Origin of the sequence: Pseudanabaena sp. 'Roaring Creek', from assembly GCF_001402795.1 — a bacterium.
Lineage (GTDB): Bacteria > Cyanobacteriota > Cyanobacteriia > Pseudanabaenales > Pseudanabaenaceae > Pseudanabaena.
This window is the reverse complement of sequence record NZ_LIRE01000660.1, coordinates 1-13,802: the sequence shown is the minus strand read 5'-3', so window position 1 is coordinate 13,802 and position 13,802 is coordinate 1. Positions and strand designations below refer to the sequence as shown.

The following is a 13,802-nucleotide window of genomic DNA, read 5'->3' as shown; positions in this document are numbered from 1 at the left end:
AGCGGGCGGTACGCTCTTCTAGGTTTTAAGTTTACTTAAACTTTCTCTCCTTAGGTTTTGATTATGATTTTCTGTAATCAGTTTAATTTCAACCACCTAACTGGTAAAAAAAAATGTCCGATGACAATCCAAAGATATCCCAGTTTTTAACAGGTAGAGATGGTGAATTTTCTTCCATCAGAGCCCAGACATGGTTAGTTATTCTATGCTTCTGTGGAGATTGGATTTCCCATATTATTAGGAATCAACCATTTACGCCAGATCCCTCTGTTGTGGGTATTATTTTAGGCATTCTAAGTGCTAAGGTAACCCAAAAATATGTTGAAGATAATAGTAAGAATTCCACTATTACGAAATAGCTGGTGATGGGCGACGCTTTGTGCCTTCACTCATATTTGGAATTTTTATTGCTCGTAGATTTCTAGAGGCAGACCGTCGGGATCTTTAAAAAAAGTAAAACGTTTGTCTGTTAATTCATCAGTTCTTATGGTTTCAACCTCGATCCCATGCATTTCCAAATAGGCAACGGTTTCTTCTATATTTTCTACTTCAAAAGCTAGATGTCTTAATCCACAGTTTTCAGGGTTCGCTCTTGGTGCAGGAGAAGGAAAAGAAAAAAGCTCGATCGCATCGTTGGTTCCTACTCTTAGGTCTAGCTTATAGGAATTTCTTTGTTCTCTGAAGGTTTCTCTAATTATTGCAAAACCAAGTTTTTTTGTGTAAAAGTCTTTAGATTTTTCATAATTAGAACAAATAATGGCTATATGGTGGATTTTGGCTGTTTTCATGGGATTTTATTGATGATTAGGTTTTTCTCTAGATAGTAAAAGTAAAACTTGGGAGTTAGAATATGTTGTCTTTCTAGGCAATGATTCTCGCTTTGGGCGTAATTATCGATAACGATTATTTTTGATCGCATCCCAGTCTGAATTGCCGTTCTGTTTTGTGACTAAATACCCTTCCTTCGGTTGTTCCACTGATGGCTAAGATATCTTGAGCATTTAAGTGGGCATCAACGGCACTCACAGCATAGCTATTTGTTCCTAAGACTTTGCCTTTAAGATCGCCAGTACGTTTTCCTCGCGGTGTTAAAGTCCATAGTTTAGTTTCTCCATCGTCTCCTCCACTGACTAAATAGCAACCCTCTGCACTAAATGCGATTGAGCGTACAGGTTTGCCATTGTGGGCATCTTTCCAACCTTCAATTATTTGGCAGGGACGATCGCTTTGTAAGCAGGTGTTGAGATCCCAAATTGAAATAAATCCTTGATTGTCCGCTGTTGCTAAGAAATTTCGTTGATTGTTGGGTACGGCAATACTTTGAATGTAGTCATCTTGTCCGCCGACATTGGGATAGGTAATTGGTTTGACAGTGTTGGTGACCCAATTCCAAAGCACTAATTGATTATATCGACCAGCGATCGCTAAGGTGCTGTCATCCTTGCCAACTAGGGCGATCGCATTGATAGCAAAGTCAAACTTTTTAATTTGGCTGGGCTGGTTTGGTGGATTTGTAAATAGATTTTGGAGATCCCATCGCAGCAAATTTCCACTCCCATGACCGCTAAATAAATTCCGCGAATCCAGCGTGTAATCTAGCCCAAAAACGCGATCGTCAGTTTGATAGATGAATGTGGCGATCGGCTGTTTCTTTTGTCCTTGAGCGTCCAAGATCTGAATTTCGCCATTTTCCAATCCTGCGGCAATTAAATCATTGTTGACAGGTCGATATCTCACAGTCCGAATGGCTTTTTGGGCTTCCGTTAAAATCCCTAAATTTTGGTTTACAAAAGGATTCTCAAAACCCGATACATCCCAAGTTTGAATCGTTCGATCATTAGAGCCACTAATAGCATGAATACCAGCACCATCATATTGGACAGAGGTGACAGTATTTTTATGGGGAGGAAAGGGATTAATTGGATTGAAGGGAGAAAACCACCACAGGATCACGAGAAAAATGATCGAGAGTAGGATTAGGGGCGCAAGCGGAACTATGGGTTTAACGATAACTTCGATGGGTTGTACTTCGTCAATCGTATTTACCCTGATATCTTGCCAATTTGCTTTGATTAGTAAGTTTAATCGTTTCTCTCTCCCTAGCCAAGGGCGTGCCTTATCAATTTGTAGTGTGAAATCACGTTGGCTAAACGGGGGGATTTCGATATCGTTGGGCGATACTTCAAAGGTAAAATCTGTATAATCGCTGGAACGCACGTTTTCCAGCTCAAAATCTATTTTTTGGGGAAGATTGCTGGCATTGTCGGCAATTAAGTCAAATCTAGCTGGAGAGGAAGCCCATAATTTCCACCATAACTTCCACGATCGCCTTGCGGGAATGGTCTGCGCTTTTGGCGAACAAATGACTGCTAGGGATCCTTTAGGTAATACATCTAAGCTAGATTTTAATTGAGATGGCAATCCATTTGTATGGCTAATGTCGATCGTAAATTCATAGGATTTAGCGATCGCATCGAGATCGAAGGGTAAAGTACATACAAATGTTGCTATATATTGCGATCCACCTTTGACCGTAAACTGTTGCATGTTTCCTGTGGTAAACCATGTATCGGGTAAACCAAGGCATCTTAAGGTCACATTAGTATTTTGTTGACTGGGATTACCAATCAAAACCGTGATTTCTAGATTGTCTAGAGGTATTGCTTGGATCTTCTGGGTAGGTATTTCTGCTTTTAAAACAGATCCCCTTGAGCTTTCTTGGATATTAACGCGGAGTACTTCGCGATTCTCTTCGCGCAATTCAATGGAGAATGCCCGAACGGTAATATTCATAATCCCTGAGAAACCTGAGATTGGTGGCTCAATAATTGAAACCACGAACTCCACTAAATCTCCTGGAGGGATTTTGACACTTACGTCAGGGGAAATTGTATACCACTCATAGTCAGCACCTTGAATATCTGCTCCAGCGGCAATTAATTCAATTTGAAAACTGGAGAATTGATTGCTGTTATTAATAACAACTACAGGGAATGAATTCTTCTCCGAACCAATTTTGAAATTTAGTTCCTTTTTGGGTATTTCTAAACCGATCTGATTTACTGACATCGCTGTATGTTTCTCCTGTTATCTTATTTGCCACGAGCAGCTCGAGAACGGCTCAGGATTGATTGTATAGAATTATTTTGTCCCATTTGTGAAGCGATCGCGGCTTTTTTCGCTTCATCCTTTTCTTCTCTAAGCTGCTTGAGTTGGGTTTTCATCCCATTTTGGCGTTCGACAATGGTACTGCCCATTTCTTGGAATACCCTTGCCATTTGCCCGATCTCATCCTTACGATGCGCTACGGATTCTAATTTGTCGGAGTTAAAAGATTCTTCTTCAATTTCCTTAGCGGCAGTCATTAAGTTTTTAATCGGACGCAATAGCCATGCGGAAACTGCCAAGCCAATGAGGATATTTACGCTCAACATCACAACGGTAATCATGATCGTAGCTCGATTGTTGGCATCGATATATTGCATAAAAATTGCCTTGGGAACGATGATCCCCACTGTCCAATCCAATTCCACTGTTTTACTTAACTTATGCGTACTCACAATATAGGTTTGACCGTTAAAATCAAATTCTACGACTTGGGAATCTTGAATTTTATCGAACCCTCCAAACCTTTTTTGAATTGCTAGCCCAGCACTTTGGAGTTTAATGTCTTTGCTTTTAGAAGCTTCAAATCGTTTGATAACATTTCCATCTTTTTCAAATATTGGTGATTCAGATGTAGATGCCATTAGGCTTCCATTACTTTCTACTAAGAATACATTCCATTGATCCGTAGGACGGGTGTGCAGCATAAATTGCTTGATTTGATTGAGCGAGACATTAATGCCTACTACCCCCTGAAACTCACCACTATTTTTGTAAATTGGTGTAGCTCTGGTCGTTGTTAGTTCGCCATCAGTTGTACTTACAAAAACTGGACTCCAGATAGCTTTGCCTGCTTCCTTAGCTCCCATATACCAAGGGCGATCGCGATGGTCATAGATTTCATTCATGATCATTTTCCCTCTCACTCCATTACTATTGAGTTCGTAGGTAGGACGGTTAGGACTATTGCTATCCTCGCGAATGCGGAGAAGGAACTTTGAGTCTCCCATGCGTTCTATGCCAACCATTGTCCCATTTTCATTGCCATAAAATAGGATGTTTTTTATGTTTAGTTCCCTAGCCTTATCAAATATATTCTGCTGTACTTGGCTGATATTATCAGGATTGATTGTTCCATTACTAAGAGCGATGGTCACGGCTTGATTGATCTGAATTGATTCTTGCAAATAGCTCTTGATTTCCTGTTCGACTCGGTAGTTTAGGTTTTCACATAGTTGGAGAGTTAGTTTTTGTACTGCCCGTTCGCTGCCTTGAAAGGAAACCCAGCTTGTGACTCCCACTGCTACGGTAATTTGCATGGTGAGTACGATCTGAATAACATTTTGGATTGAAAACATATAGGGATCCCTGTGGTTTCTTGTGAATTTCTATTTGTATTGCTATTTATTTCTATTTGTGAATACCTGTTAGATGTTTTATGCAAGTTTATCAACCACAAGTTTATCAACCATATTTGTAATTCGACGTTGATCGCTTTCATCGGGAAGAGGGGTTTTGCTCTGATATTGCGCATTGACCTGCATGGACTGGTAGATACCATAGCGTTGAGCTGCATAGTTAAGAATGTTAATGCCTAATTCCTGACAGTTCCGAATACTTTCTCTTGGTAGGAATAGATCGGACTGTCCGCTCCAGACCCGTGATAATTCACCTAACAAAATAATGACACTACCATTAGTGAGTATTTGCATCGGAGAATTGGCGATCGCCGATAGGTGGGAAAATAAAAAGGGTTGACTGCGTAGAGGATGATCGGGCGCTAAGTCAGAAAAAGGCTGCATTGGCGTTTCTATTGGGATATGACTACTAAATGTGTTAAGCAAGTCTTGAATTGTGTTATTTGTTTCGATCTCGATCGCTTCTAACTCTGACTGAAGCTCTGCTTGAATTAGCGCTCGATCGGCCTGTTGAGTATTAGATTGGCTGTTTTTAAGCAAATTATGATGGGCAGTTTGGAGTTCTTGCTGAATTTCCAATAGATTTTCTAACTTTGTCTGGTGGATTGCAGCTTCGATCAGAATTAATCCCCCCTTGGCGATATATTCTCGTAAAGCCAGTTCGGTTGAATCATTGATCTCCGTGGCTTGATCGTTAGTCAGATAGATGAGCGGATAGGGACTGAGATGATCGATCGTTAGTTCGGCATGAATATCTAAATTGGCGATCGGCTCAATTATAGAAAGGCTAGGAGCGAGACTAGACATGGCTCTGCCGAGAAAATGGAAGCTTTGTTGAATAGGGGGGGACTGACCTAGTTGAGATTGGAGACAGGCGATGCGGATTGAGTTTTGTGGGCGAATTTGCGCTGCTAAGCGATAGCGCATATCCAGTTGACATGCTTTAGGAGCAAAGACATCTACAGGTTTTTGGATTTCTAATTTGCCTTCAGCGATCGCAAGACGGCAGATCTCAATGTCTGTACTCAGGGGCAAGTCAGTCTTTTCATTGATGCGAAAGGTCTCGACAAGGATCTCATTGCTATTGGTTTGTCTTAGTTTCGTGGGATCGACATAGCTCAGCACTAGATAAACCATTTCGATTGTCCCGTTGTAAGCGATCGTGGCGATCCGAAAGTTGATGGGGGTGGGTACAACAATGAAGTTGCCTTGTAGATCGATGGCTAGCCCAGGTTGGATCTGTACCCAACGACCATCGCGAAATTGGGCGGGCAGGTCTTGAGGGGCTTCAATGGGGGCAACCCCCAAGCCACAGATAATTCCAGGTAAAAACAGGGACTGATACAGTACATTTTGGCGATGCTGGTGATATTCATGGGCGAGTCGCCAACGCTGGCTGTTAATCATCAAGCCGTCAGATACTTGTAACCGCTCAAAGGGCTGGATTTCAGGATAGGGAAAGTCGTTCATATAGTTTCTAGCTCGTAGGTGCAGACAACAGGTTTTTCACGTTCGATAATCCGATGAATCAGGGGCAAATCAAGTCGATTTTGTAAATCGTTACGAATTCTGACCACAAAATGAAACGGTCTCCCGCCTCCTGTTGATGCATTTTGACCAATGATTGCCTCACCGAGGACAAAGCCTCGCCCGCTAATTTCAAAAATGCTAATATGCTTTTCGGCTTCAGGTAGGTGATCGTCGAGGGGGATTCCCGTGAATAGATGAATATAGAAGCGCAATCCTCGGCGCGTTCCGCGCCAACGATAGATCTGGATCGCTTTTTTGATCAGGAACCGCTGACGCTCAATACCGAGGGAAGAGGTATCTTCCCACCCTACCCAATGGGCAAGAAACGGTAACATTGTTTCAGGTGCTAGCATGGGATCGAGATAGGCCCAAAGCGCATCTAAGATCTGGACATCAGGTTCTAGACATTCCTCAAAAATTTTTAATAGGCGACCAACAAAGTCAACCTCACGATAAGCATCGGGTAAGAAATCGAGGTATAGACTGGGCGGGCGGACATAAAGTTGAAAAGAGGCAATATCAAATAGTTCTAATTTTGGAGATGTTTCGGAGTTAGCGCTTGCATAGCCTCCATAGATTTGTAACTGTCCGTTGTAGTTAATAGTGAGAGGTTGATTGTTAACGATCGCTTTTTGATTCTCAAAAAAATCAGCAGGAATTTGAAAATAAAGTACAGCCTCCATTTCGGCATAGGGAGGCAGCTCGTTTCCTTCCATCCCAATTTGGAGCCATTGACTGGGAAAGTCTCCCTCCACGCGCAAATTTGTTAAGAGTGTTCGGTTGCTGGAATTCTTGAGATGAACGAGAATTTCGCTAGGTTCGTTAGGGTGGATGAGGAGTTTGCAATTATTGGGCGATCGCTGATTATTGACGATATTTGATGACGAATTTGATGACGAATTTGATGACGAACGATGGCTCTGCGAGTTGACCAAATTATCCGCACTAGCCAATGACTCGGCATTGGCATCAGGGTGCTTCATTGATGTTAGGCGGATGCTTAGCGCTTGCAGTTTGCTTTTTGGGGTCATAGGAGGGTTTAATACTGCCTTAAAAATTACTAGACGATATTAATGACATGGCTAGAACGCAGTCTCGGACTGCGCCAAGAGCAAATCAAACCCAAAGCGCCAGGGTCGATTGTGGGTTGGGGTGCAAGTCTTCTGATCCATTCGCCATTTTCGTAACGCAACTCGAATAGTTGTACTGTACCCAAAAAACGTACCCCTTGAAAATTTTGTAATAGTTTGACGATGTCCGAAGGATAGACAGGACGACCAAACTCCCATCCCTCGCCGTTGACTCCACCTGTGATTGGGTTGAGAAATCGGTAGAGCATTACCTTGAGCTTCTGGATAATGTCCTGCTGTACCTGTGGGTTGCTATAGGCTGTTTCGAGGGCGACTTCCGTTTGCACGCATACCCCCACATACTCAGGCTGTTCCAGTTGAATCTGGACTCCTAACATTTTGCGCTCATCGAGATAGTTTAAGACGCGATCTCTTAAGGGTTCTTTCAAAATAAACCGATCGGGGGCAATCCCTTGCCCTTGATCAATACTTTCGGTAAGTACCTTCGGTACTACTAGTAGCTTGACCATGCCTGCGTCTTCTTTTTTGCGGGTGGGGGCGCACATGACACGGGCGACACCGCCATCGCCTGCGAGCAGGGTCAGATATTCAAAATCTGTTTGGGTGATGGCGCGATCGCGAGTACGGAGCATCTTTGGTACTCTTACGGCAACATCATCAAGGGATTCGGCATCGGCTCCATTACTGGCGGAAATGTGATTGGTTAAACTCGCTACGTAGGGAATCGCACTTTTAGCGATCCGTAAACTGCCGCGCTGGACATTGCCGCGAAAGCCTCCCCCCGTGCGATATTTCACCATTTGAATAATTGCGCCTTTGGGGGGGACTGCGCCATACTGAGTGCCAGTGGTTTTGATAGCTGCGCTTGCTTTTTGGGCTTCAGGTATCACCCTTTGCATGGGTTCCCCCTGAATGCGCAATCGTTGTAAGGTGTGCTGGCTTTGATAGCTGGGTGGTTGGACAAAGGGACCAAATTGCACGTTGCCTGACGTGGAATCGATGACATAATGCAGATCGTTAGCGGTAGATTCCGAAAAGTCTTCAACTTCCTGCCAGATTTGGGGTAATCCTACGGGGGGAGTGATCAGCAAATATTCATCATCTTGACGGGGCAAGATGGGGCTATGTAATAGCTGAAAGACTTGTCCTGATTTACCATTACTTTCGCCTAAAACTTCATTCATTAGGGCATGACATTGAGTCGCTTTGACAGTGCCACCGATCGCTCTTGCCCCCATCCCAATAATTCTAGGCGATCGGCTGTAACCTGCTTGGTTACCAATTGGCTCGACGTAGCTACAGCGTAACCATCGACCTCGATAGGTAGAAAACTGGGCTACCTCCCATGTTATGGGGAGATGAAAAACTACCTCGGCTCCCTGCAAGGGATTAATCCCTGCTTCGGCTAGCTCACTAAAACTAAATCCCCTAGTATGATCGTCACTCTCTTTTAACAGTACCGATTGCCATGCATGACCATCCCATGCTTCCCAAAAACGAGGGGGATTATTGGGATTAATTCCTGTGGCAGTGGCGGATTCCCCCTTTAAGTTGAGCGCAATTACGTTCCCATTAATGGGTTGTTCGCCATCAAAAACTAGATAAAAACAATTACTGGGTGCAGGAGGATCGCTAAATAACGCAATTTCTTGTCCCGACCATCCCTCCTCGCGATCCTCTGTCCATACATCTAAGAGTAAATCGCGCAGAAATTCAGGATTTGTCTCCGCTGTAGGTGCGGCTAATAGGTTTAAAATTCTTGGCTTACCAATTACTAAGGGGCGATCGGTGCTGAAGATAATTGCTTCTTCCGTTTCCGTCCTTACGGTTGCAACTTCGCTCCCCGCAGGAATCGTGTAGACTTCTGGCAAAGAAGCACTTAGATAAAAAGTCACCTCGGTTTGCGCTGGGGCAGGGGGCTGGAGGCGAATGCCGAGTAATTCTAAAAACGCAATATAGTTGCGACGGGGTACTTGGTTAAACCGCATCAACATCTGATCGGTGAGCCAAGCAAATAACTCGATCAATGTAACCCCAGGATCGCTAGGGTTATAGTTTGTCCATTCTGGACAGTAACGAGGAATTCTGAGAAGGCATTCATTCACCAATTCGGCAAAGGTGCGATCGTCAAGATCTGATTTTGGTAAATTGGGCAGAAAATCAAATTCTTTCGTCATTACACGGCGCTCTTAGGTGAACTTGGCGATTGTTCAGATTTTACTAGGTATCTTTGTCTTACGGGATTAAATATCAAATTATTTTAACGTCAGTTCGAGTTAAGCTGGCAAATTTTCAAAGCCCGTTTCAAATTATGTCCTGATAAAGTTGACGGCAGCTATAAAAACTAGGCTTAATAGGTAATGCGGAGAGGGGCTTTAGCTTAAATGGCTGAAATGCTTGATGTGTAATAGCTTTAGATTTGGAGGTCGTCGATGTCTGAGACACCCATCATTAAAAGCATTGAGCCATTTATCATGTTTGTCTGACCTCCCCGAAACACCTATAGAGCTAAAAAACTTAATATTAATTATCGCTAGGTGGCATTAGATAGAAGGGATAAACCATACTGCGGCTATCATGAGTTTCCTTGATCTCATATAAAATTTTCATGTCTAAGCGTCCTTTTAGCGGATCGGGCTCTGCATAAACTCCTGTGACCTTAATTCGGGGCTCCCATCGGTTCAAGGCTTCTTCAACATAGATTCGGGCGAGCAAAATCGTCTGGGGATTCATCGGGGCAAAGGTTAGATCCGATAGACGACTACCAAAATTGGGACGATATACCCGCTCTCCTAATTTCGTGTTTAGAATTGTGCTGATGGACTCCTCAAGGTTGCGATCGCCACTATCAGTTTTTAACTCACCTTGCACATTAATCCGTAAGGGAAAGGAAATCCCCCTGCCTAAATAATCTCGTCCTAAATTACTCATATGCGTTCGGCTTTGTTCGGCTGATTTGTTGATAATTAATGATCAAGAATGATCAAGATTTTACTAGTGTCTAACGGGTATCTAATACCAATTCATGAAAGTGTGACAACACTTTTGTGAATTAACAACCAACCCTAGTAAGGGTTTGCAAACTAAAAATGGCTACGCCATTTTTAGTTTTGGTCTTAGCTCTGGATTTTAATTATGCTGAGGTACTTAACAGCTTGATAACAAATTGATAACAAATTGATAACAACTTAATAAAAATAGTTAACTAGATATTATTTAGCCAGACAGTCTCGGAAGATGGTGATTAAGGTCAATATTTTCTGCACTCTCATGGGCTAATTGTCTTAAATAAGTAGCTAGACATAAAATCCAGATTCGCTCAGCCAACATTAGCTGAGCGAAGTCGAAGCTAGATAACTTTAGTGGGACATTTTTCATCCGCAAGAGCCTAACCTATTTCCTAAACACATTATTGATGAGAGAGTAGGGATTGATGATATTGCCCAAAAATCTAGTGGTCGAGTTCAGTAAGCTAGAGCCAAAGGATGGACGCACGACGATGACATCGCGATCGCGTAATCCAGGATTAGATTCTTCACTCATCGGTAAATTGAGATCGGCAACCAGATCCCGACGCATAATCGTGCCATCGGGATTGACGCGATAAAGCTCGACCGCCCGCCAGTCTGCGTCATTGGTGAGCCCACCTGCATAGGAGATTGCTTCCGTAAACGAACTGTTGGGTCTGAGTTGCAAAGCTCCAGGACGCACAGCTTCTCCTACGACCTGTACGGTAATCGTTGTCGGAGAAAATGTTGCCTTAGCAACCTGTAGATATTCAGAGGGATTCGTTTTTGCTAACCTTGGAACGGTGATCAGATCGCCATCGGTAAGAGTAATATCCTGACTGAGATCGGCTTTCGTAATTAGGTCTAGCAAGTTTGCTTTAACAATGGTGCGCTGTCCCTTATCATTCAGTCTTGAAATTTGGACGTTGCGAATATCGGCGATTTCCGTTACGCCATTAGCAGCTTGTAACGCGCGACTGAGGGTAACTGGCCCACCACCTGAGGCAGTTCCCGCCGAGGTCGAAGCCCCCGTAAGCCCTGTGGAAAGCACTCCGCTCCTTGAGTAGACTAAGGTTTGCGGTCCTATTCGATTCACCTCACCCACGATCGCTACTTGAATGGTGAAGGTGTCAGGAGAAAAGGTGGAATTGCCAACCAGTCTGGTCTGCGACGCACTTGCCTCAGCTAGAGGTGGCACGAGGATCGAATCACCATCAAGAATGCGAACATCTTGGCTAATATCTCCCTTTTCCAATAAATCTTGGAGGTTGATCTTGATAATGCGTCTGCCTGCAATGCCATCACGACGAGAAATTTGAATATTGCTGATATCGGCTCTTGAGGTGATTCCTGCGGCGGATTCGAGCGCTCTGGTTAAAGTTGCCGCACTAGCTCCCGTGGATGCGGTGCCAGCATAATTCAAAAATCTTGGTCCTGGGCGATTTACCTCACCTACGACGGCAATATTGAGGGGGCGAGGCGTGAGCAGAGAAATATTAACGATATTACGAACGAGGAAAGGGTCGAGTTTTGCGCGGAGTAACGTAGTGGCTTCATCGAGTCCCAACCCCTCTAATTTAATCGCTCCAATTAAAGAGATATTAATCGTTCCATCGGGAGCGATCGTTTGAGTTCCCGATAATTCGGGGACATTAAAAACATCGATCTTAATGGTATCTCCCGCGCCTAGGGTGTAGCGAAAGGAATCCTGAGATTCGCCCACGTTTAATTTTGGGGGAGCCTGATTAAACTGAGCCGATGGCTTGAGATTAGAAGTAGGAGGCTGGGGTGATGTTGATGGAGTTTGGTTTGTGGTTGTTTGCGCCCAAATCGGTAAAGGAGTACAAGCGATGACTGTAAATAGAATTAATTTGCCAAATTGAGATATATGCATAAAAGTACTCCTTAATCCAACCATCTCATCCTTAGAAAATGAACATCTGCCATAATAGGCTGACCCTTGTACAATATTTAGAGGCAGTTTTTGCAAGATTTGGCTGTCATTGTATCAGTACAACTCGTAATTTACCTCAGTAATTTTCTCAGTAATTTCCCCGAAATATAATGCGATCGCCTCAGGTTATTTATATAGATGCAGTAGGTACTTTGTTTGGGGTGGATGGTAGTGTGGGTGAGCAGTATGCCAAGGTTGCGGTGAATTTTGATGTTAAGCTCGACCCTACATTAATTAATCGTGCATTTTATCAAAGTTTTCAAGCGGCTCCAAGGATGGCTTTTCCCCATTTGCATGAGTCTGATATTTCTGAGGCTGAATATATATGGTGGCGATCGCTTGCGGAGCAGACCTTTAGGCAAACAGGGGATTTTGCGAGATTTTCCGATTTTGATGCTTTTTTTCAGAGTCTCTATGCTTACTTTGCTACGGCTGCGCCTTGGTTTGTTTATGAAGATACCTTCCTCGCCTTGGATTTTTGGCAGCAGCAAGGTATCTCCCTCGGCTTACTATCCAATTTTGACAGTCGTCTCTATTCCGTAATATCAGAGTTAGGATTAGCAGATTACTTTTATTCCATCACAATATCGACGGAGGTTGGTGCTGCCAAGCCCGATCCCTTGATCTTCCAGAGCGCCCTTGCCAAACATCACCTAGAGCGATCGCCTGATTTGGCTTGGCATATTGGCGATAGTTTCAGTGAAGATTATCAAGGAGCGACATCGGTAGGAATTAATGCTTTTTGGCTAAATCGCGATCGCCCTATTGCTAACGTTCCCCATTCTAACGATCCCCAAAAGCAAGCAGCACGCAGTATTAATCAGTTAACTGATTTACTGGGTTAACCCCATATAAGCAAAGCATCTCTCTACCTAATTCCAATCCAGATAGACCTGAGGCGCAGGTCTTACCCACTGCTCTCTCTTATTTCTACTAATATTTCTCTACTAATATTTCTCTACTAACAATGTTTACAGGACTCGTACAAACCATCGGTATCATCGAACATCGCGATCGCGATCGCTTGGTGATCTATTGTCCCGATCTCGTCGGTAAAATTGCGATCGGTGATAGCGTCGCGGTGAATGGGGTCTGTCTGACGGCAACTCAAGTTTCTGCTACCAATTTTGTTGCCGATGTTTCGCCCGAAACTCTCGGTCGCACTAACTTTGGCGATCGCCGTTTGAAATATGTAAACCTCGAAACCGCTTTAGCAGTGGGCGATAAAATTGGCGGGCATTTTGTATCGGGACATATTGATGGTATGGGGAAACTAAGCGATCGCATCCTCGTCGGTAATTCATGGGAACTCAGCTTTGAAGCAATTCCCGAAGTCGCCCGCTACATTGTATTTAAAGGCAGTATTGCGATTAACGGAATTAGTCTTACCGTCTCCTATTGCAATGAATCGGGTACGAATTTTCGTGTTGCTGTCATTCCCCATACCTATGAAAACACTACTTTAAAGGATTTAGATATCGGTAGTTGGGTGCATTTAGAAGGCGATCTACTGGGTAAATATGTCGAAAAATTTCTGAAAGTAGCCAATAATTCCGCTTTACCCCAGCCTAAATCGGTAATTACTCCAGAGTTTTTGCTAGAACATGGATGGGGATAAATATCTCAAAGTGAGTTCGGGATAATTTGAAATGGGCTTTGAGAAAGGGTTTGCGTAGCAAACCCTTTCTCAAAGCCC

Annotated in this window: 11 protein-coding genes; 3 read left to right on the top strand and 8 right to left on the bottom strand. The window is 43.5% G+C overall.

All coding sequences use genetic code 11. The annotated features are described in order from the left end of the window. Nucleotides 1-113: 113 nt before the first annotated feature. On the top strand, nt 114-359 hold the full coding sequence (locus AC805_RS17670; RefSeq protein WP_055076608.1) for a hypothetical protein: 246 nt from the start codon (nt 114-116) through the stop codon (nt 357-359). 45 nt (nt 360-404) lie between these two features. Here AC805_RS17670 and AC805_RS17665 read toward each other — a convergent pair whose 3' ends face one another. The 8 genes from AC805_RS17665 to AC805_RS17630 form a co-directional block, all read right to left on the bottom strand. Next, complete coding sequence (locus AC805_RS17665; RefSeq protein ID WP_055076607.1) at nt 405-788, bottom strand: VOC family protein; 384 nt, start codon at nt 786-788, stop codon at nt 405-407. Nucleotides 789-903: 115 nt separating this feature from the next. Continuing rightward, nucleotides 904-3,069 carry a hypothetical protein gene (locus AC805_RS17660; protein WP_055076606.1) on the bottom strand — a complete coding sequence of 722 codons (2,166 nt, stop codon included), beginning with the start codon at nt 3,067-3,069 and terminating at the stop codon, nt 904-906. Between the two features lie 23 nt (nt 3,070-3,092). Beyond that, nucleotides 3,093-4,463 (bottom strand): cache and HAMP domain-containing protein, encoded by a 1,371-nt coding sequence (locus tag AC805_RS17655; RefSeq protein WP_055076605.1) that lies wholly within the window; start codon nt 4,461-4,463, stop codon nt 3,093-3,095. A gap of 78 nt (nt 4,464-4,541) precedes the next feature. Further along, the gene (locus tag AC805_RS17650; protein ID WP_055076604.1) at nt 4,542-5,993 is read right to left on the bottom strand and encodes a DUF4159 domain-containing protein; all 1,452 of its coding nucleotides are present in this window, start codon (nt 5,991-5,993) and stop codon (nt 4,542-4,544) included. Next, entirely contained in the window at nt 5,990-7,084 is a 1,095-nt protein-coding gene (locus tag AC805_RS17645) for a phage tail protein (RefSeq protein WP_055076603.1), read from the bottom strand. Before AC805_RS17645 ends, AC805_RS17650 begins: the two co-directional genes overlap by 4 nt. 29 nt (nt 7,085-7,113) lie before the next feature. Then, on the bottom strand, nt 7,114-9,321 hold the full coding sequence (locus AC805_RS17640; protein ID WP_055076602.1) for a putative baseplate assembly protein: 2,208 nt from the start codon (nt 9,319-9,321) through the stop codon (nt 7,114-7,116). 346 nt (nt 9,322-9,667) lie between these two features. Further along, nucleotides 9,668-10,075, bottom strand: a complete 408-nt coding sequence (locus tag AC805_RS17635) for a GPW/gp25 family protein (RefSeq protein WP_055076601.1) — start codon at nt 10,073-10,075, stop codon at nt 9,668-9,670. A gap of 462 nt (nt 10,076-10,537) precedes the next feature. Next, nucleotides 10,538-12,046 carry an SLBB domain-containing protein gene (locus tag AC805_RS17630; RefSeq protein WP_055076600.1) on the bottom strand — a complete coding sequence of 503 codons (1,509 nt, stop codon included), beginning with the start codon at nt 12,044-12,046 and terminating at the stop codon, nt 10,538-10,540. A gap of 170 nt (nt 12,047-12,216) precedes the next feature. Here AC805_RS17630 and AC805_RS17625 point away from each other — a divergent pair, with 170 nt between their 5' ends. Both AC805_RS17625 and ribE read left to right on the top strand, forming a co-directional pair. After that, the gene (locus tag AC805_RS17625; RefSeq protein ID WP_055076599.1) at nt 12,217-12,951 is read left to right on the top strand and encodes an HAD family hydrolase; all 735 of its coding nucleotides are present in this window, start codon (nt 12,217-12,219) and stop codon (nt 12,949-12,951) included. Between the two features lie 122 nt (nt 12,952-13,073). Continuing rightward, nucleotides 13,074-13,724: a riboflavin synthase gene (gene ribE / locus AC805_RS17620; protein ID WP_055076598.1), complete on the top strand. Its 651-nt coding sequence runs from the start codon at nt 13,074-13,076 to the stop codon at nt 13,722-13,724. Nucleotides 13,725-13,802: the final 78 nt, after the last annotated feature.

What these genes read in the sequence shown, in the direction of transcription:
- AC805_RS17670 (WP_055076608.1), top strand. Translation starts at nt 114, where the DNA reads ATGTCCGATGACAATCCAAAGATATCCCAGTTTTTAACAGGTAGAGAT.
- AC805_RS17665 (WP_055076607.1), bottom strand. Translation starts at nt 788, where the DNA reads ATGAAAACAGCCAAAATCCACCATATAGCCATTATTTGTTCTAATTAT.
- AC805_RS17660 (WP_055076606.1), bottom strand. Translation starts at nt 3,069, where the DNA reads ATGTCAGTAAATCAGATCGGTTTAGAAATACCCAAAAAGGAACTAAAT.
- AC805_RS17655 (WP_055076605.1), bottom strand. Translation starts at nt 4,463, where the DNA reads ATGTTTTCAATCCAAAATGTTATTCAGATCGTACTCACCATGCAAATT.
- AC805_RS17650 (WP_055076604.1), bottom strand. Translation starts at nt 5,993, where the DNA reads ATGAACGACTTTCCCTATCCTGAAATCCAGCCCTTTGAGCGGTTACAA.
- AC805_RS17645 (WP_055076603.1), bottom strand. Translation starts at nt 7,084, where the DNA reads ATGACCCCAAAAAGCAAACTGCAAGCGCTAAGCATCCGCCTAACATCA.
- AC805_RS17640 (WP_055076602.1), bottom strand. Translation starts at nt 9,321, where the DNA reads ATGACGAAAGAATTTGATTTTCTGCCCAATTTACCAAAATCAGATCTT.
- AC805_RS17635 (WP_055076601.1), bottom strand. Translation starts at nt 10,075, where the DNA reads ATGAGTAATTTAGGACGAGATTATTTAGGCAGGGGGATTTCCTTTCCC.
- AC805_RS17630 (WP_055076600.1), bottom strand. Translation starts at nt 12,046, where the DNA reads ATGCATATATCTCAATTTGGCAAATTAATTCTATTTACAGTCATCGCT.
- AC805_RS17625 (WP_055076599.1), top strand. Translation starts at nt 12,217, where the DNA reads ATGCGATCGCCTCAGGTTATTTATATAGATGCAGTAGGTACTTTGTTT.
- ribE (WP_055076598.1), top strand. Translation starts at nt 13,074, where the DNA reads ATGTTTACAGGACTCGTACAAACCATCGGTATCATCGAACATCGCGAT.